This window comes from Bacillus solitudinis, from assembly GCF_002797395.1.
GTDB classification, from domain to species: Bacteria; Bacillota; Bacilli; order Bacillales; family Bacillaceae_D; genus Halalkalibacter_A; species Halalkalibacter_A solitudinis.
In genome coordinates, this window is record NZ_KZ454943.1 from 3,371,296 (window position 1) to 3,390,650 (window position 19,355).

Genomic DNA, 19,355 nt, shown 5'->3' on the forward strand with positions numbered 1-19,355 from the left:
GAAAGTGTTATAGGGGGTACGTCAATGAAATTTAAACGAATATTTCTTATAGTAATGGATTCGGTAGGGATCGGTGAAGCACCTGATGCTGAACTATTTGGTGACAAAGGAGCAAATACACTTGGTCATATTGCAGAGAGTATGGGGGGGATATCATTACCAGTTATGGAGAAACTGGGACTTGGTGTTATAAAAGAAATAAAAGGTGTACAACATGTCAATTCACCACTTGCTCACTATGGAATGATGCAAGAAGCATCACTAGGAAAAGATACGATGACAGGACATTGGGAACTGATGGGTCTAAATATTCAAGAGCCTTTTCAAGTCTTCCCAGATGGGTTTCCAGATATGTTAATACGAGAGCTTGAAATGCAGACCGGTCGGAAAATAATTGGAAATTGTGTGGCTTCGGGGACCGAAATTCTTAATGAACTTGGTGAGCAACATATGAAAAACGGTGATTTGATTGTTTATACATCTGCAGATTCCGTCTTGCAAATTGCCGCGCATGAACAAATCGTTCCGTTAGAAGAACTGTACGAGATTTGTCAGAAAGCGAGAAGCTTAACCCTACACCCGGAATACAAAGTCGGAAGAATAATCGCGCGACCTTTTATTGGAAGGCCAGGGAAATGGGAACGAACTCCAAATCGCCATGATTACGCATTAAAGCCTTTTGAAAGAACGGTCATGAACGAATTAAGAGATGCAGGTTTAGATTCACTTGCTCTAGGGAAAATTTCAGATATTTATGATGGTGAAGGGATAACGGAGTCGATTCGTACCCTATCAAACGATGATGGAATGGAAAAGCTCATTCAATGCATGGCTAGAGACTTTACAGGACTTAGCTTTATAAATTTAGTTGATTTTGATGCCAAATATGGCCATCGACGTGACCCCATTGGATATGGTGAAGCTTTGGAGAAATTTGATTGTCAATTAGAGAAGGTTTTGTCACAGTTAGTGGAGAAAGACTTACTTATCATTACGGCCGATCATGGAAATGATCCCACTCATCAAGGTACTGATCATACACGTGAATATGTTCCGTTACTTGTGGTTCATCCGAATCAAAAGCAATCAAATGATTTGGGGATAAGAGGAACCTTTGCAGATGTAGGTGCGACTATAGCTGACAATTTCAATGTTAAATTACCAAAGCATGGAAGCAGTTTTTTACATGAACTTTATTAAAGAAGGAGGAATGTCTTTTGAACAAACAGGCTTTAAACGAGGCAACGAATTATATACAGGAGTTTGCTGAAAATGCACCTGTAATCGGATTAATTTTAGGATCAGGTCTTGGAGTGTTAGCGAAGGAGATTGAACAACCAGTTAAAATCCAATATGACTCTATTCCAAATTTTCCAGTTTCAACAGTAGAAGGACACGCTGGTCAATTAGTTTTCGGAAAGCTAGAAGGGAAGCAAGTGGTTGCGATGCAAGGAAGATTTCATTTTTATGAAGGGTATCCGCTTGATGCTGTAACATTTCCTGTCCGTGTCATGAAACAACTTGGTGTCAAACAATTAATCGTAACCAATGCGGCCGGGGGAGTAAATGAAGAGTTCGAAGTCGGTAACTTAATGTTAATCCAGGACCATATTAACAATATGAATCAAAATCCACTAATTGGACCAAATGATGAAACAGAGGGTGTCAGGTTTCCAGATCTGTCAAACGCATATTCGAAGCGAATGCGTACCATTGCTAAAGACGAAGCAGCAGGATTAAATATTACCTTACAAGAAGGTGTCTATGTAGCAAATACTGGTCCCTGTTATGAAACACCTGCTGAGGTAAAAATGATTCGTAAAATGGGTGGAGATGCCGTGGGAATGTCAACTGTACCAGAGGTTATTGTTGCAAGACACGCCGGAATGGAAGTGCTAGGACTATCATGTATTACTAATATGGCAGCTGGTATTTTACCGCAACCACTAAGCCATGAAGAGGTAATTGAAACGACAGAGCGGGTCAGAGAAGATTTTCTTACGCTTGTCAAACGGATCGTATTAACCATCTAATGAAAGAGGTGCATAATGGAAAATTTATTAGAGAAAATTAAACAGTCCGCTACATATATTGAAAGCAAACTATCAAAAAAACCGAGAATCGGTTTAATCCTTGGATCTGGGCTTGGAGAGCTTGCAGACGAAGTGGAACAGTCTGTAAAAATTCAATATGAGGAGATACCGAATTTTCCAGTATCGACTGTCGAAGGACATGAAGGCCAGTTAGTTTTGGGCCAGCTTCATGGTCAAGATGTAATAGCTATGCAAGGAAGGTTTCATTATTATGAAGGGTACACGATGCAAGAAGTGACATTCCCTGTCCGTGTGATGAAGCAGCTCGGTGTTGAATTATTAATTGTAACCAATGCATGTGGGGGGATGAACAAAGATTTTAACCCGGGAGATTTAATGATTATTACTGACCATCTAAATATGACGGGGTCTAATCCATTAATTGGGTCGAATGTAGAAGAGCTAGGCCCTAGATTCCCCGATATGAGTCATGCATATACTCCTGAATATATATCATTTGTGGAAGAAATCGCTAAGAAGCACAAGATTAACATACAAAAAGGGGTATATGCAGGAGTAACAGGTCCAACGTATATGAGTGGTGCTGAACTCATCATGCTACGAAAGCTAGGTGGAGATGTAATTGGGATGTCGACTGTTCCTGAAGTGATCGTTGCTCGTCATGCCTCCATGAAAGTCATTGGGATTTCCTGTGTAACAGATATGGCAATTGGAGAAGAAATTTCGGGGATAACACACGCGGAAGTTGTTGAGGTAGCCAATCGCACGAAACCAACCTTTATTAAACTTATAAAAGAAATTGTATCCCAAGTCGAGCTCTAAGCTAAGAGGATGTGGAAAAACATGCGTGTCGTCGATTTAATTGAGAAAAAACGAGATGGTCAAGCTTTAACAAAACAGGAAATTACGTTTTTAATTGAGGGATATACGAAGGACGAAATCCCTGATTACCAAGTAGCAGCTTTTGCAATGGCTGTCTTTTTTCAGGATATGACATCTGAGGAACGTGCTCATTTAACAATGGCTATGGTAGAATCTGGCGACCAAATAAATTTAGATGAAATTGTAGGTATTAAAGTAGATAAACATTCAACCGGTGGTGTTGGTGATAAAACAACGATAGCTCTCGCCCCACTAGTTGCCACACTCGGGGTTCCGGTTGCGAAAATGTCAGGACGAGGTTTAGGACATACCGGTGGAACGATTGACAAACTTGAGTCCATTCCAGGATTTAATGTTGAGATTGATACAGAAACATTTATTAAGCTTGTTAATAAAAATAAAATTTCAGTTATTGGTCAGACGGCAAATCTAACACCAGCAGATAAGAAGCTTTATGGATTACGTGATGTGACGGCGACAGTCAACTCGATTCCTCTTATCGCTAGTTCCATTATGAGCAAGAAAATCGCTTCTGGAGCAGATGCAATTGTTCTTGATGTTAAAACGGGTTCAGGTGCATTTATGAAGGAATTAGACCAGTCGATTGAGCTCGCTAAAGCAATGGTTCAGATCGGGAATAACCTTGGAAGAAAAACGGTGGCTATCATATCAGATATGAACCAGCCGCTGGGTCGAACTGTCGGTAATGCCTTAGAAGTAAAAGAAGCAATTGATTTACTGAGAGGAGAGGGACCAGAAGATTTAAAAGAACTGTGTCTTACCTTAGGAAGTCAGATGGTGTATTTAGCAGGAAAAGCTGAGACGGTTGAATTGGCCCGAGAGCAACTTGAAACTGTGCTTAGTAGTGGTAAGGCTCTTAAGACATTAAAAACTTTTATTGCAAATCAGCAGGGTGATTCATCGATCGTAGACAATCCATCAAAGCTACCAGCAGCTCCCTATCAAATTGATGTTCTAGCAGAAACCTCAGGGATAATTGAACGAATTGTAGCAGATAAGATTGGAACAGCCGCGATGATCCTAGGGGCAGGTCGGGCAACAAAGGAATCCGTAATAGATCTATCTGTTGGAATTGTTTTAAACAAAAAAGTTGGTGATAAAGTAATGCAAGGAGAATCGATAGCTACCCTTCATAGTAAAAATAACCATGTCCCGGAAATTTCTGAAATGGTCAGAAGTGCGTATAGAATTTCAACCGAAATAGTAAGTGCTCCACCTCTAATCTATTCAACAATAACAAGTGATAGATAAGTGCCAATGTTTAGGAATCGTCTAAGATGTCTATATATAAAGAGAACGAATTATATCGGTAAAAGGAGAGATAGACATGGCAGACAAAATTCACACAGCACAAGCTAAAGTACACGGAGGAAGAGAAGGACAAGTCACCTCTGATAATGGGGTACTTAATCTTAACCTAAAAATGCCTAAATCAGGTGAAACTCCAACGGACGCAACAAACCCTGAGCAATTGTTTGCCGCTGGCTACTCCGCTTGCTTCGATGGTGCGCTTAATTTAATAGCATCTAAAGAAAAGAAAGAGATCGAGTCAACTATTCAAGCAGAGGTAAGTTTACTTAAGGATTCGGAAGATAATGGATTTAAAATCGGTGTGAAATTGAAAGCGCATGTTAAAGGAGTTTCACAGTCCGAAGCCGAAGAATTAGTAGAAAAAGCCCACCAATTTTGTCCCTATTCAAAAGCAACACGTGGAAATATTGACGTAGAATTAGAAGTGACAGCTGACTAAAAAGGACCGAAACAAGAGGCCACTGAAATAGCCTTTTCAGTGGCCGCCAAAAAGGTCTGAAATAGGACGTTTAGGGTGAAGCGTCAATTTCCAAGCTTTATGAAGGGATTGAAAAACTAACCTTATTTTTCCCTGTATTTTTTGAGAGGTATAAAGAATCATCAGCACATTTATATAGATGCTCAGTCTTTACCTAGATATTCCATAATCAAAGCATATAGGAAAATTGGCATAATAAAGAGTGGGAATTGTTGTAAGTTTCTCCACCAAATTTTCGTTTGGAAACTGCTTGAAGTGAGTTCGAAAACCGAGGCTACAGACATGAAAGATGCCAGTAATACGATAACATAAAGAACTTAGAACCCGGAAATGAGCGATATTTAATAGCGAATATTGCAATCAATAATGTAAAAATAAATGCGACCACGAAATAAAAAGGATACCCCATCGAGTAAAATCATAGGTTATCTCCTTCATTTAATATTTCTTTCAATTGTACCAAAAACCAATAATTAAAAAAGTACTAAATTCCTATTTTTGAAAAAGAACGGATATGTAAGGAACGCCTAAGCATATAATAGAAAAATATTGACTTTTGTAACTTTTTTCCTTAGTGTAAAAGACAGCGAAACTGAATAGTTTGAGGAAAGGTGAGAGTGAGAGCTCTCTAAAAGGGAAGTTGGTGAAAATCCAACGCGGTCCCGCCACTGTAATAGGGTTTCTTTTGTAAAGACCACTGTCTGAAGAAGATGGGAAGGTACAAAAGAGTAAACCTTAAGCCAGGAGACCTGCCTTTTCTGACGGCACTGATCGACCTACGGGATATGGGGAGGTGTTAGAGATAGAGGTAAACTTTTTATATCAACCTCTAATGGATATTTTTGGTTTTTAAACGAAAATATAAGTCTCTAACCCTACTGTGGGTTAGAGACTTTTTTTATAGTCGCGCCGGCTGCAACGATATCGATATATTAGATTTTTCAAAGGGGGAGTACGTATGAGTCAAAAAGGGGCATTGCTTATTATCGGTTTTGGACCGGGTCATGAGCAACATATGACATTAAGAGCAAAAGAAGCCATTATCGAGAGTGACTCCATCATTGGATACAATACATATGTGGATTTAATCAAGCCTTTACTTACGAATCAAACCATCGTAAGAACAGGTATGACAGAAGAGGTAAGTCGGGCACAGGAAGCCGTTCGTCAGGCGGAAGAAGGAAAAAAGGTAGCGGTTATTTCAAGTGGTGACGCAGGTGTCTATGGAATGGCAGGTCTCGTCTACGAGGTTTTAATAGAAAAAGGCTGGAAAGAGGAAACGGGAGTGAAGGTGGAAATCATTCCAGGCGTCTCAGCAATTAATTCGGTAGCATCGCTTCTTGGCGCTCCGATTATGCATGATGCGTGTACGATAAGTTTAAGCGATCATCTTACACCTTGGGAATTGATTAAAAAGCGAATTGATGCAGCAGCTCAAGCAGATTTTGTGATAGCATTTTACAACCCAAAAAGTGGGAGACGGACAAAGCAAATTGAGGAAGCCCAACGAATTTTGCTGTCATACCGTTCTCCAGATACACCTGTTGGTCTAGTTAAAAGTGCGTATCGCGATCGTCAGCATATCATTATGACAAACTTAAAAGAAATGCTAGATCATGAGATTGGTATGCTAACGACGGTTGTCGTCGGAAACGGATCTACGTTTATGTATGATGGGAAAATGATTACCCCGCGTGGATACCAACGAAAATACACGCTGGGTGCTGAGAAACAATCACTAAAGCCACATCAACGTTTAAAAGAAGAACATGAGCCTTGGGCTTTGCACCAAGGTACTGAACAAGTAGAGCAAAAGGCTATGCCTCCTTTAAATTTAAAAAATCTAGCGGATGAAGCGTTAAGCAAGTTGAACATTAAGCAGAAACCAGCAAGGGTAATTGACAAGAAAGAGGACGTCCTATTTAAGCAGGAAACGATTTTTGAATTTGCCGTTTCACCTGGATTAGCAAATAAGAAAATTACGTCGAAACAATTATTATTGATTGCTGAAATTATTGGTGAGCAAGGCGAGGTCGAGTATACAACGGATCATCAATTGAAGGTTGAAATGAAAACCTCGGACGCAAACGAAGTCACAGCAGAGCTCGAAGCAAAAGGCTTTATGCTTCATCCAGTGGGGGATGTGGTTACGATTAAGGCATGTGATTTTTGTGATGGTGACAAAGGGGAATCAATTCCCGAGCTTAACCAAATTCATGAGATAATCGGCGGCCAACCCGTTCCAAAACGAATAGCGATTGGTTTTAACGGATGTGGGATGGCCTGCTACGGTGCGCCAACCAATGACATTGGCGTCATTTATCGTAAAAAAGGTTTTGATTTATTTTTGGGAGCGAAAACTACTGGGCGTAATGCGCATGTTGGGCAACTTGTAGCAGAAGGAATGAGTGGTGAGACTCTTGTTGAAACAGTCGTCAACGTCGTTCGTGAATTTCAAGAACGGGGCTTACCAAATGAGCGTTTCCATAAATTTTTCAAACGGGTTCAAGTAGTACAAGGCTATCGATTTGTGGATGTTCCAGACCCTATTCCAGTTGACATGGCCTGTGGAGACTAAAACTATAAAACGGAGGTGTTTAATATGAATGCAGTTTTATTCATCGGACACGGTAGTAGAAAATATGAAGGAAATGAGCAACTAATGCAATTTGTTGAAGGCATGAAGGAAGATATTAAAGCGGACGTTGTTGAAACATGTTTTTTGGAATTCGCCCAGCCTTCTATCGCAGAAGGAATTGAGACCTGTGTGGCAAAAGGTGCGACGCGTATCGCTTTAGTTCCAATGATGTTTTTTGCAGCGGGGCATTCAAAGATTCATATTCCTGATATGATTCAAAAAGCTCAAAGTAAGTATCCACTTATTACCTTCACGTACGGACGACCAATTATGTCTCATCCAGTCATGGTTGATATTTTAAAAGGTAGATTAGAAGATGCAGGGTTCCAAGACGCGGAACAGAATCAAGAAACTTCTTTACTTTTAGTTGGACGTGGCAGTAGTGATGTCGATGCAAATAGCGAATTATACAAAATATCACGTATCCTTAGTGAGCGTTTAAATCGTGTCAATGTTGAACTCTCGTTTATCGGTGTCACCTCGCCTACAGTTGAGGAGGGGGTTGAACGATGTAAAAAGCTCGGTGCCTCATCCATTTACATCATTCCCTACTTTTTTTTCTCAGGTATCCTAATGGATCGAATGGAAGAGAAGCTACAAGTATTTAAACATGACTACGCAGAGGTTTCGTTTGTGATGACAGACTTTGTTGGGTTCCATCCGCAGCTTGTTGATATTTTCAAAGAGCGCGCAGAGGAAGCATTAGCTGGTCTTGCCGCTTTAAATTGTGATAATTGCCAATATCGGTTATTCGCGAAGGAACATATGGATTTAGAGCATAACCACGACCATGACCACGGACACGACCATCATCATCATGACCACTCTCATGTGTAAAAGGATGGGGAGACAATGATTTTTGTAATAGCAGGAACAAGCGATGCACGGGAAGTTGCGGTTGCATTAAAAGAGGAAGGGTATTCGGTTTTAGCAAGTGTTGTGACCGAAAGTGGAGCGAAAAGCTTAGTAGATGAAGGATTAGAAGCACGTGTAGGAAGATTAACTTCAGAAGAAATGAGCGACTTGGTTAAAGAAAGAGGAGCATACCTAATTGTTGACGCCTCCCATCCATTTGCTGAAGAGGCATCGAAAAACGCGGTTACAGCTTCAAAACTAGCAAATGTTCCTTACATTCGCTATGAACGTCAATCATCAACGATTGAAGAAAACGAGAGAATTACATTTGTTTCATCATATGAGGCAGCAGCAGATTTAGCAGCAGCGCATAAAGGTGTAGTTATGCTCACAACTGGTAGTAAAACATTGGCCACTTTTGCCAACAAGCTTATTAGATTGCCAGATGTGAGAATGGTCGCGCGTATGCTTCCACGGCAAGACAATATGGAGCTTTGCAGTCAACTAGGTGTCGAGCAAAAAAATATTGTGGCCATCCAAGGTCCCTTTTCCCACGAACTTAATGCAGCTCTATATAAGCAATATGGCGTAACTCTTGTGATCACTAAGGAAAGTGGAAAAATTGGCTCGGTGGATGATAAACTTCAAGCCGCGAAGGAGTTAAACCTCGAAGTGGTCATTATCGAACGACCGAAACAGCATGTGGGTTATGTGGTAGATACAAAAGAAGCAGTCATTCAAACAACTAAAACAATATTGGAGGAAACATAGATGGACTTTCAAACGGAATTTAAACCACTAACGGTACAACCTCAAGAAATTGAAGGCAAAAGCTTTGAAGTGATTACAAAGGAGCTTGGTGAGCATCATTTCACGGAGGAGCAATACCCAGTCGTACAGCGCATCATTCATGCATCCGCTGATTTTGATTTAGGTCGTAGTGTGTTGTTCCACCCAGATGCCGTACGTGCAGGGGTTGCAGCGATTCGTGCTGGGAAAAAGGTCATTGCCGATGTGCAAATGATTCAAAGTGGAATTAGTAAGCCAAGAATCGAGTCATTCGGGGGAAGTGTCCATGTGTATATCTCTGATCCAGATGTAATGGAGGAAGCGAAACGATTGAACACAACACGGGCGATTGTTTCAACTCGTAAAGCAATTAAGGAAACGGATGGAGCTATTTTTGCTATCGGAAATGCACCAACAGCCTTACTTGAATTAATTCGCTTGGTCAAGAATGGGGAGGCGAAACCATCACTGATTGTTGGAATGCCTGTTGGATTTATTTCTGCAGCCGAATCAAAGGAAGAATTAGCAAAGCTTGATATCCCGTTTATTACGAATATCGGTCGAAAAGGTGGAAGTCCAGTAACAGTTGCCGCAGTTAATGCATTATCGATTATGGCTCAACAACAAGGATAGACGATGAAAAAGGAAACAAAAGACCCGAAGGATATGCGTCATGGGTATACGACTGGATCGAATGCGACTGCAGCAACAAAGGCAGCACTTCTGTCGCTCGTACGGCAGGAGCCTGTCGAAACAGTCACCATTCGTTTGCCAATTGGAGACTTTGTAACTTTTCATATGGAATCTGTAATAATAACAGATGATTCTGTAGAAGTAGCGATTATTAAAGATGCCGGCGACGATCCCGATGCCACGCACAAAGCGAGAATTGTTTCCACTGTTCGCTGGAGTGATCAAGACGGGATTTTGTTGGATGGTGGTATTGGTGTAGGGCGGGTGACAAAGCCTGGTCTGCCTGTTAAAGTCGGCGAAGCTGCCATTAATCCGATTCCAAGAAAGATGATTCGTGAAACGGTAAGAGAGGTATTGGAGGAGGCTGGGTCGCAGCGAGGGATATCGATTGTCATTTCAGTACCGGACGGAGAAGAAATTGCGAAAAAGACTTTGAATGCAAGACTTGGCATCATCGGTGGAATTTCAATTCTTGGAACACGAGGAACGGTCGTGCCATTTTCCACCGCTGCCTTTCGTGCAAGCATTGCCCAAGCTATTTCAGTAGCGGTAAACGGAGGCTGTGAACACCTGATTTGTTCAACCGGAGGGCGGAGCGAGAAATACGCGATGGAACTATTTCCTGATTTACCTGAAGAGGCTTTTATCGAGATGGGGGATTTCGTTGGTTTTACCTTAAAGCAATGCAAAGGTAGAAAAGTGAAACATGTCACGCTTGTTGGAATGATGGGGAAGTTTTCAAAGGTTGCCCAAGGGGTGATGAATGTTCACTCAAAAAGTGCACCCGTCAGCTTTGAGTTTTTAGCAGAGGTTGCGAAGCAAAGTGGCGTGCCTGAGGAATTTCATCAAGAAATTATAAATGCTAACACAGCATCACAAGTTGGGACGATGATGTATGAACATGGCTATACATCATTTTTCGAGCAACTTTGCCTGCGAGCATCAGAAGAGGGACTGAAGGAAATTAAAGGTGGCATGTCAATTGAAACGATCTTGATGTCAATGAAAAATGAGTTACTTGGAAGAGAGGCTGTCACATGGGAGAAGCAATAAAAGTAGTAGGTATCGGTGAACAAGGCCCTGCTGCCTTACCTGCTTTATACATAAAATGGATTGAAGAAAGTGAACGAATGGTTGGAGGAGAGCGCAACCTTGGGCTATTTCCTCAATATACGGGTGAAAAAATTGTTCTAAAAGGCGGATTAAAGGAAACGATTGACCAACTGCTAGAATCAGATAAAAAAACCGTTGTCCTTGCCTCGGGAGATCCACTTTTCTTTGGGATTGGCCGCTACTTAGCTAGTAAGCTCGATAACATTGAAATTTATCCATCTTTAAGTTCAATACAAGAAGGATTTGCAAAAATGAAGGAAAGCTGGCATGATGCAACCTTTATTAGCGTGCATGGTCGTTCAATGGTAGGACTCGCTCAAAAAATCGATGGACTTGATAAGGTCTGTTTATTAACAGATGAGCAGCATACACCAGCTAAGATTGCGAACTATTTACTGGATTTCAACATGACAGAGTACAAAGCCTTTGTAGCTGAAGCACTTGGCGGAGAAAGTGAGAAAACAGCTTGGTTCAGTCTTGAAGAATTAACTGAGTATGAAGCGAATCCACTTAATATTGTCGTTCTCAAAAAAATGAAAGACGCTCCAGTTTATCCACTTGGGATTGACGATTCCTTATTTAAGCAACGCAAGCCTGATAAAGGGTTGATTACGAAAAAGGAAATTCGGATTTTAAGCATTGCAGCAATGAAGATTAACAAAGCGAGTACGGTTTGGGATATCGGTACATGCACTGGCTCGGTTTCAATTGAAGCAGCGAAGATTGCCAAGGAAGGTCAAGTGTTTGCGATTGAAAAAAACGAGGCAGACCTTGAAAACTGTTTTGAAAACATGAAAATTTTCCGGACGGATTTTACAGCGGTTCATGGGAAAGCACCTGAGTATTTGGATACATGGCCAGACCCTGATGCGGTCTTTATTGGTGGCACAGGTGGAGAAATGAAAGACATTATCCAATTATGTACGCATCGGTTGAAGAAGAATGGCCGCATCGTTTTAAATGCCGTAACAATTGAAACATTAGCAACCGCACAGGCGGCCTTTAAAGAAGTCGGTATGGATATTGACATTACCCTCGCTCAGTTATCAAGAAGTAAGCCGATTCTACATATGACGCGTTTTGATGCGTTAAATCCAATTTATATTATTACAGCAACAAAGAAGGAGGAGAGCGAATGACTCTCGGAACAGTGTATGGAGTAGGGGTTGGACCTGGAGACCCTGAATTAATAACGCTTAAGGCTTACCGGATGTTAAAGGAAGCAGATGTAATTGCCTATCCGAAAAAGCGCCATGGAAGCAAAAGCTATGCCTATCAAATTATTGAAGCATTTGTTGACCCCCAAGAAAAAGAAATGCTTGGACTTGTCTTTCCAATGACGAAGGATCAGGACGTACTTCAGGATCAGTGGGAACAAATTACCGAGGATGTCTTTAATCAAGTCAAAGAAGGAAAAGACGTTGCGTTTGTTACAGAAGGAGATCCGATGCTCTATAGCACTTTCATTCACTTACAACGGACATTGGCGGCAGCTCATCCTGAAGTCAACGTGAAGTCAATTCCAGGTATTTCATCAATTAACGGGGTGGCATCCCAATTAAATATTCCCCTTGCTGATGGTGATGACTGGATGGCGATTATTCCAGCAACAGAGGACCGCGAGCAAATGAAAAAAGCCCTACTCGAGCATGATGGCATGGTCTTTATTAAAGTTGCAAAAGTCTTACCGATGATGATTGAGTTGCTAGAAGAGCTAAATCTCGTAAAGAGCGCTGCTGTGGTTACGAAGGTGACCTCAGCCGAAGAATTCATTTGGAGAGACGTTACTGAATTAAAGACCGCTGAACTCGAATACTTAACATTGATGCTGGTAAGAAAGGGAGCGAATATGAATGCTGGAGTCTAAAGTATATATCGTTGGTGCAGGACCTGGAGACCCTGACTTAATCACAGTGAAAGGACAGCGTATATTACAGCAAGCTGATGTTGTTTTGTACACTGATTCATTGGTTAATCCTGAACTCATTGAGCAAGCGAAACCAGAAGCGAAGGTCTTGAAAACGGCAGGGATGAATTTAGAAGAAATCATTGATGTCATGCGTGAAGAAATTCAACAAGGAAAAAGTATAGCCCGTGTTCATACTGGAGACCCGGCTGTGTATGGTGCTATTTTTGAACAAATGACTTATTTGAAAAAGCTAAACATTGCCTACGAAATCATTCCAGGCGTTAGCTCAGTTTTTGCATCAGCCGCCGCTGCAGGAATTGAATTAACGATTCCAGAACTTACGCAAACGCTGATTTTAACAAGAGCAGAAGGTCGCACACCAATGCCAGATGGCGAAAAGCTAATTGATTTAGCAAAGCACCAAGCTTCAATGGCTCTTTTTTTAAGTGCGACACTGATGAAAAAGGTCGTTCGTGAATGTTTAGAAGCGGGCTGGAAGGAATCAGATGCTGTCGTTGTTGTTTATAAGGCATCATGGCCTGATCAAAAGGTCGTTCGTGCTACACTTGGAACAGTTGATGAGGAAATGAGAAAAGCAGGGATCCGTAAGCAGGCAATGGTAATTATTAGTAAGGCAGCTGATCCGGCTTTGCTTGACGAAGAAGGTAAGTATGAATCAAAGCTTTATGATAAAACGTTTACGCACGGCTATCGCAAAGGGGAGCCAGCTAATGGATAACATCGCTCTTGTTGCAATAACCAAGCATGGAACGGAAATGGTTCGTACTCTGCATGAGCAAGTACCAACTGCTGATGTATATTACATGAGCAAACATGCAACGGGGGATGAAGTCCAGCGAGGATTTACGACATTTGAAGGGTCGGTTCGTTTACAGTTACCTGCCTTATTTGAAAAATATGATGGCATTGTTATGGTCATTTCACTAGGAGCCGTCATTCGTATGGTTGCCCCAATTTTAAAAGGAAAGAAAGTAGATCCTGCGGTTGTTGTAATTGATGATCGTGGCCAATTCGTAATAAGTGCACTATCAGGACATGTCGGTGGAGCCAATGAATTAACGACAAAGCTTGCAAGATTAATGGGAGCCACACCTGTTATTACAACCGCTTCCGATGTTCAAAAAACAATTCCTGTTGATATTTTTGGAAGAGAATTCGGTTGGACGATTGAAGATGACCGCGCGGTTACCCCGGTTAGTGCAGCTGTTGTGAATGAAGAGCCCGTTCTCATCGTTCAGGAGTCTGGTGAAAAAACGTGGTGGAAGCATGAAAAGCCAATTCCTAACACATTCACCGTTGTTGATTCGTTTAGAGAAGCAGATTATCATGCATTCAGCGCAGCACTAGTAATCTCCGATAAGGTGTTGAATGATGAATGGATGAATCTTCTGCGAACAAAGGGCGTGCTGTACCGTCCAAAAACGATTTGTCTAGGTATCGGCTGTAATCGCGGCACCTCTGATGAAGAAATTGAGGCTGTTATTCTAGAAACGTTGGCCGAGCAAGAACTCTCCCCATTATCGGTTCATAGCGTTAGCACGATTGATTTAAAAAAGGATGAAGAAGGCTTATTAGAAGTATGTGAGAATCGTGGGTGGGAGTTTATCTATTATTCCCCTGAGGAATTGAATGAAATTGAAATCCCCAATCCTTCCGATACCGTATTTAAATTTACGGGGGCATATGGAGTAAGTGAACCGGCATCACTCCGCACGTCAGGAGCTAATGCACTGCGAGTTGAAAAGAAGAAAAGTGGGAATGTGACGATTTCGATTGCAATCAGAAATGTGTAGAGGTGAATAGCATGCAAGCAAGACTAGTTATCGCAGGAACCAATAGTGGTGTTGGCAAAACAACCATCACATTAGGGTTAATGGCTGCTCTTAAAAAAGAAGGTCACATCATTCAAGGCTTTAAATGTGGTCCCGACTATATCGATCCGAGCTACCATTCAGCGCTCACTAAACGTGTGTCTCGAAATTTAGATAGTTGGATGCTTTCTCCTGAATTCGTAAATGATATTTTTATTGAGGCAAGTCAAGGGGCGGATTTTTCGTTGATAGAAGGGGTTATGGGATTATACGATGGCAAGTCTCCTCTTCATGACAATGGGAGTACAGCAGAAATTAGCATGCTGATTAAAGCACCTATATTACTTGCGGTAAATATTGCGAGTATGTCAAGAAGTGCCGCAGCAATTGTCAAGGGCTATCAGCTTTTAAACCCAGCCGTTAATATCGGCGCCGTAATTTTAAATCAAGCTGGCAGTGACCGGCATGCTAATCTTTGCAAGCAGGCAATTGAGCAAGAATGTGACATCCCGGTTATTGGTTATTTGAAAAAAGGTGATGTGCCGACAATTCCCTCCCGTCATTTAGGGTTAATTCCTGCGCTCGAACGGGGAGAGCATCAAGAGATGTTTGCTGAATTGGCTGAAGTTTTTAGTAGGCAAGTTGACCTAGAGTCCGTGAAAAAACTTGCCCAATCAGCACCGGATTTAAGTTCCAAAACGGACATCTTTTCAAAAAGCTTTTCTACACCGGCAGTTAAAATAGCAGTAGCTCGTGATTTGGCGTTTAATTTCTATTATGAGGAAAACTTTACGTTATTACGTCAAGCTGGCGCAGAATTGGTTTTCTTTAGTCCATTAGCTGGGGACACCTTGCCTGAATGTGATGGTTTATATATTGGGGGAGGATTTCCAGAAGAGTTTGCAGAGAAACTTTCTCTAAACATCAAACTTAAAGCGGATATTCGTTCTCACGTTACGCAAGGTCTTCCTACACTAGCTGAATGTGGAGGCTATATGTATTTAGGAGAAAGTATCAAAAATTCGGATGAGCAACTCTTTCAGATGGTTGGTGTTATTCCAATGGATGTACAAATGCAAAAGAAACGTGCGGCACTCGGATATCGAGAGGTCACCTCACTTGAAGATACGTTTTTGTTAAATAAAAGTGAAGGTGTTCGTGGTCATGAATTCCATTACTCGACCGCTATGTATGAAGGGAAGCAAAGGCCGGTTTATGAAACAAGTGGATTACGTGGAGTAAAACAAGAAGGCTTTTATCAGAATCAACTTGTGGCAGGCTATACTCATCTACATTTCGGTTCGAACCCTATGATTGCGAGTAACTGGGTAGAGGCATGCAAAACGTATCAAAGTAAACGAATTTTGATGAACTAGAAGAGGGTGTAAACGTGAGTATTGTGTATTTTGTGGGGGCTGGACCTGGAGACCCGAAGCTTATCACCGTCCGTGGTCTTGAATGTATACAAGAGGCTGACTGTATTGTGTATGACCGTTTAGCGAATCCTACATTACTAAATCATGCGAAAGAAGATGTTGAAACCGTATTTTGTGGAAAGCTTCCACATCATCATACATTAACGCAGGATGAGATTAATGAAGTGCTTGTCCAAAAGGCGAACGAAGGTAAAGTGGTTGTTCGGTTAAAAGGCGGGGACCCTGCGGTTTTTGGAAGAGTAGGGGAAGAGGCTGCATATTGCCGAACACATGGCATTGAGTACGAAATGATCCCAGGTATTACAGCAGGAATTGCTGCCCCTCTTTATGCAGGAATTCCAGTTACTCATCGTGATCATAGTACATCCTTTGCCTGCATTACTGGACATGCCCTCGCTACAGAAATGAGCGACGAACGGTGGAGAGGCTTGGTCACTTCTATTGATACGATTGTCTTTTATATGGGTATTAAGAACTTACCAGTCATTGCTGAAAAGTTAATCGAACATGGGAAAGAAAAAGAGACATTAGCAGCTCTAATTGAGTGGGGGACAATGCCTGAGCAACGAGTGGTAACAGGGACACTTGCCACGATTGTTGAAGTGAGTGCTGAACAGAAAATCAAAAACCCATCCATTATTATAGTCGGAGATGTGGTTAGTTTACAGGAAGAATTAACATGGTGGGGGACCGAACGTTAAATTCCCACTATATTTATAGTTTCGAGGGTGTGAGAAATTGTAAAACCCATGCTTTTGAATATTCTCTAATAAAGCATTTCTGACCTTTTTTAAGGCGAGGTAGAAATGCTTTCATTTTTTAAGGGTTAGGAGTTGGACAGATGAATGAGCAGAATTGAATGGGTTTCGTTTGCAGTTGGTATCATTATCATTTTTCTTGTAGGTTGTGCAGATACAACGAAACAAGTGGAGTCTCATGAACTAATCTCAAGTACAACAGATACGTATGAGGATACATTGCATCTTGCGTTTACATGGAGTCCTGGAAGCTTAGATCCGCATGGTAGCGCTAGCTGGGAAGTGATGCGGGCGGGGGTAGCTGAGACATTAATTCGTTTAAATGAAAGATTAGAGCCAACCGCATGGCTTGCAAGGGAATGGGAACAGGAGAATGATACAACATGGTTATTCACATTAGAAGAAGACGTTCTTTTTCATAATGGACAACCGATGGATGCTAACAGTGTAAAAGAATCATTGTTACGGTCTTTAGAGAAAAATCAACGAGCGAATGAATTATTACAAATTGAAACAATAGAGGTTTTATCCTCAAATCAATTAAAAATTGTCACCAAGCAAGTGAATCCGGCGCTAATTTCCAATTTAGCTGACCCTTCAACAATTATTGTTGATACGACTACGATTGATGAAGAAACCAGTTACCCTGCTTTAACTGGAGCATTTTCAATCAAGCAATTTATAAAAGACGAGTCACTTGTGGTCGAGAGATTTGATGACTATTGGGGAGAACCAGCACGTTTATCAAATATTACCATTTCTTTTATTTCTAATCCAAATACACGTTTAATGGCTTTGCAAGCTGGAGAAATAGATGGAGCAACAGATATTCCAATTGATTCAATTGAGTTAATAGAAAAGGACGAATCCCTTAAGGTGTTAACCGCGCCATCGCTTCGTACGCATATGCTTCTATATAACTTACACTCACCTTTTTTTGAGGAAATTAATCTAAGAAAAGTCGTCGATTTATCTATTCCGAGAGATGACATTATACGTTCAATAATGAAAGGTTTTGGAAGTGTGGCAAATAGTCCATTCTCTGATGTTCTTCCTTTTGGTCTAGTAGAGAAAACAGCCGAAGGTGAAACAGTGGACGAGTTACTTGAGAATAAGGGTTGGAAGAAAAACTCAGATGGCTACTGGGAGAAGGAGGGCAAGGTGTTTGAGGTGACAATGCTAACCTTTCCGCAACGACCAGAATTATCAATTATAGGTGAAGTGATTCAAAATCACCTAATGAATGAGGGGATAATAGTCAAAATTCACCAAGTTGAAAATATTGATGATGCCCTTGCAAATAATCAATGGGATATATCGATGTATAGTATGTTAACTGCACATACGGGTGACCCACAATACTTTTTAAATGTATTCTACAAGTCTAGCAGTCTTTCAAATGTCAGTCATTACTCCTCAAATATAATTGATGAAAAAATAAACAAGCTTAATACAACAACAGAATCAACAATGCGAAACGAATTAGCGATTGAGGCCCAGGAATTAATAAATAATGATTTACCACAATCATTTATCGTTCACCCTGTTACTATTTTTGCAGCAAAAAAAGAGGTGGAGGGATTTATTCCACATCCAATTGAATATTATTATCTACATTCGCAAGTGGAAAAAAATTAAATAAGGATGGGAAACGGGATGTTACGTTTTTGTTTAATTTGTCTCCTTCAGCTATGTACTGTTTTATTTTGTGTAACAACTCTCACTTTTCTACTATTGCGACTTTCGCCGGGGGATCCTGCCACGATTTTATTATCAACGCATGGTGTTCCCGTTTCAGAGGAAGCGTTAACGTCATTACGAGAGGAACTTGGCTTAAATCATTCATTGATTAGTCAATATATTCATTGGTTAAAAGAGATATTCATATGGCAATGGGGGAACTCGTTTGTCTCCGATGATCCCGTATTAAAGGAATTAACACAACGATTACCGGCGACACTCGAACTTGCAGTAGCTGGTTTGTTCGTGATGTTTGTTATTACTTGTATAGTAGGGGTGAGTACGGCTATTTATTCAAATAGCTGGGTAGACCGTCTCGGAAAATGGATGGCTATGCTTGGTGCCGCGATGCCATCATTTTGGTTAGGACTTCTCTTTATTTATTTCTTCTCAGTTCAATATAACTGGTTTCCTTCAATGGGGCGTGGGAGTTGGAAGCATCTCGTGTTACCAGCTATTACGTTGGGTGTTGGATTAGGGACAGTGTATGCTCGTGTTTTACGAACGAATCTTCTTGAGATGATGAACCAACCCTTCGTGAAAGCGGCGAGAGCAAGGGGCATCTCTAGAGGACAGATTATTCTTTTTCAACTGATGAAACATGCTTTTCTACCGATTGTGACAATGCTCGGTACAAGCTTTGCATTTATGTTAGGTGGAAGTATCATTGTTGAATCCATTTTTTCGTGGCCAGGTCTTGGGCAGTACATCATCGAGGCGATAAAGCTTCGAGACTATCCAGTCATTCAGGGCTATGTTATCCTCGCGACTTTTTTGTTTGTGTCGATACATTTCCTAGTTGATATCATCTATTCAGTTCTAGACCCACGCTTAAGAGTTCGTTAG

General features: G+C 41.2%; 19 protein-coding genes and 1 riboswitch. Of the genes, 18 read left to right on the forward strand and 1 reads right to left on the reverse strand.

Features of this window, described 5'->3' with window-relative positions; genetic code table 11:
- Nucleotides 1-24 precede the first annotated feature (24 nt).
- The 5 genes from deoB (at nucleotide 25) to CEF19_RS16555 (ending at nucleotide 4,707) form a co-directional block, all read left to right on the forward strand.
- Nucleotides 25-1,200: a phosphopentomutase gene (gene deoB / locus CEF19_RS16535; RefSeq protein ID WP_100407067.1), complete on the forward strand. Its 1,176-nt coding sequence runs from the start codon at nucleotides 25-27 to the stop codon at nucleotides 1,198-1,200.
- Nucleotides 1,201-1,217: 17 nt separating this feature from the next.
- Nucleotides 1,218-2,033, forward strand: a complete 816-nt coding sequence (locus CEF19_RS16540) for a purine-nucleoside phosphorylase (protein ID WP_100407068.1) — start codon at nucleotides 1,218-1,220, stop codon at nucleotides 2,031-2,033.
- A 15-nt stretch (nucleotides 2,034-2,048) separates the two neighbouring features.
- Nucleotides 2,049-2,876, forward strand: a complete 828-nt coding sequence (locus tag CEF19_RS16545) for a purine-nucleoside phosphorylase (RefSeq protein ID WP_100407069.1) — start codon at nucleotides 2,049-2,051, stop codon at nucleotides 2,874-2,876.
- Between the two features lie 21 nt (nucleotides 2,877-2,897).
- Complete coding sequence (locus CEF19_RS16550) at nucleotides 2,898-4,208, forward strand: pyrimidine-nucleoside phosphorylase (RefSeq protein WP_100407070.1); 1,311 nt, start codon at nucleotides 2,898-2,900, stop codon at nucleotides 4,206-4,208.
- Nucleotides 4,209-4,284: 76 nt separating this feature from the next.
- Nucleotides 4,285-4,707, forward strand: coding sequence for an organic hydroperoxide resistance protein (locus tag CEF19_RS16555; RefSeq protein ID WP_100407071.1), 423 nt, complete (start codon nucleotides 4,285-4,287; stop codon nucleotides 4,705-4,707).
- 182 nt (nucleotides 4,708-4,889) lie between these two features.
- Here CEF19_RS16555 and CEF19_RS24315 read toward each other — a convergent pair whose 3' ends face one another.
- Nucleotides 4,890-5,051: a histidine kinase N-terminal 7TM domain-containing protein gene (locus tag CEF19_RS24315; RefSeq protein WP_227522105.1), complete on the reverse strand. Its 162-nt coding sequence runs from the start codon at nucleotides 5,049-5,051 to the stop codon at nucleotides 4,890-4,892.
- Nucleotides 5,052-5,338: 287 nt separating this feature from the next.
- Nucleotides 5,339-5,517: riboswitch (cobalamin riboswitch) on the forward strand.
- Between the two features lie 187 nt (nucleotides 5,518-5,704).
- Here CEF19_RS24315 and cobJ point away from each other — a divergent pair.
- The 13 genes from cobJ (at nucleotide 5,705) to nikB (ending at nucleotide 19,355) form a co-directional block, all read left to right on the forward strand.
- The gene (cobJ, locus tag CEF19_RS16565; protein WP_100407073.1) at nucleotides 5,705-7,324 is read left to right on the forward strand and encodes a precorrin-3B C(17)-methyltransferase; all 1,620 of its coding nucleotides are present in this window, start codon (nucleotides 5,705-5,707) and stop codon (nucleotides 7,322-7,324) included.
- 24 nt (nucleotides 7,325-7,348) lie between these two features.
- Nucleotides 7,349-8,221 (forward strand): sirohydrochlorin chelatase, encoded by an 873-nt coding sequence (locus tag CEF19_RS16570; RefSeq protein ID WP_100407074.1) that lies wholly within the window; start codon nucleotides 7,349-7,351, stop codon nucleotides 8,219-8,221.
- Nucleotides 8,222-8,236: 15 nt separating this feature from the next.
- Entirely contained in the window at nucleotides 8,237-9,010 is a 774-nt protein-coding gene (gene cobK / locus CEF19_RS16575; protein WP_100407075.1) for a precorrin-6A reductase, read from the forward strand.
- Entirely contained in the window at nucleotides 9,011-9,661 is a 651-nt protein-coding gene (locus CEF19_RS16580; protein WP_100407076.1) for a precorrin-8X methylmutase, read from the forward strand.
- Between the two features lie 3 nt (nucleotides 9,662-9,664).
- Complete coding sequence (locus CEF19_RS16585; RefSeq protein ID WP_100407077.1) at nucleotides 9,665-10,774, forward strand: cobalt-precorrin-5B (C(1))-methyltransferase; 1,110 nt, start codon at nucleotides 9,665-9,667, stop codon at nucleotides 10,772-10,774.
- A complete protein-coding gene (gene cbiE / locus CEF19_RS16590) occupies nucleotides 10,759-11,973 on the forward strand; it encodes a precorrin-6y C5,15-methyltransferase (decarboxylating) subunit CbiE (protein WP_100407078.1) in 1,215 nt (404 codons plus the stop codon). The genes CEF19_RS16585 and cbiE overlap by 16 nt, the downstream gene beginning before the upstream one ends.
- On the forward strand, nucleotides 11,970-12,701 hold the full coding sequence (cobI, locus tag CEF19_RS16595; RefSeq protein WP_100407079.1) for a precorrin-2 C(20)-methyltransferase: 732 nt from the start codon (nucleotides 11,970-11,972) through the stop codon (nucleotides 12,699-12,701). The genes cbiE and cobI overlap by 4 nt, the downstream gene beginning before the upstream one ends.
- Nucleotides 12,688-13,482, forward strand: coding sequence for a precorrin-4 C(11)-methyltransferase (gene cobM, locus CEF19_RS16600; protein ID WP_100407080.1), 795 nt, complete (start codon nucleotides 12,688-12,690; stop codon nucleotides 13,480-13,482). Before cobI ends, cobM begins: the two co-directional genes overlap by 14 nt.
- Nucleotides 13,475-14,557 carry a cobalt-precorrin 5A hydrolase gene (locus CEF19_RS16605; protein WP_100407081.1) on the forward strand — a complete coding sequence of 361 codons (1,083 nt, stop codon included), beginning with the start codon at nucleotides 13,475-13,477 and terminating at the stop codon, nucleotides 14,555-14,557. Before cobM ends, CEF19_RS16605 begins: the two co-directional genes overlap by 8 nt.
- An 11-nt stretch (nucleotides 14,558-14,568) precedes the next feature.
- The gene (locus CEF19_RS16610; protein WP_100407082.1) at nucleotides 14,569-15,951 is read left to right on the forward strand and encodes a cobyrinic acid a,c-diamide synthase CobB; all 1,383 of its coding nucleotides are present in this window, start codon (nucleotides 14,569-14,571) and stop codon (nucleotides 15,949-15,951) included.
- Nucleotides 15,952-15,965: 14 nt separating this feature from the next.
- Nucleotides 15,966-16,712, forward strand: coding sequence for a uroporphyrinogen-III C-methyltransferase (gene cobA / locus CEF19_RS16615; protein ID WP_100407083.1), 747 nt, complete (start codon nucleotides 15,966-15,968; stop codon nucleotides 16,710-16,712).
- Between the two features lie 144 nt (nucleotides 16,713-16,856).
- Complete coding sequence (locus CEF19_RS16620) at nucleotides 16,857-18,407, forward strand: ABC transporter substrate-binding protein (RefSeq protein WP_100407084.1); 1,551 nt, start codon at nucleotides 16,857-16,859, stop codon at nucleotides 18,405-18,407.
- A gap of 18 nt (nucleotides 18,408-18,425) precedes the next feature.
- Complete coding sequence (gene nikB / locus CEF19_RS16625; RefSeq protein WP_100407085.1) at nucleotides 18,426-19,355, forward strand: nickel ABC transporter permease; 930 nt, start codon at nucleotides 18,426-18,428, stop codon at nucleotides 19,353-19,355.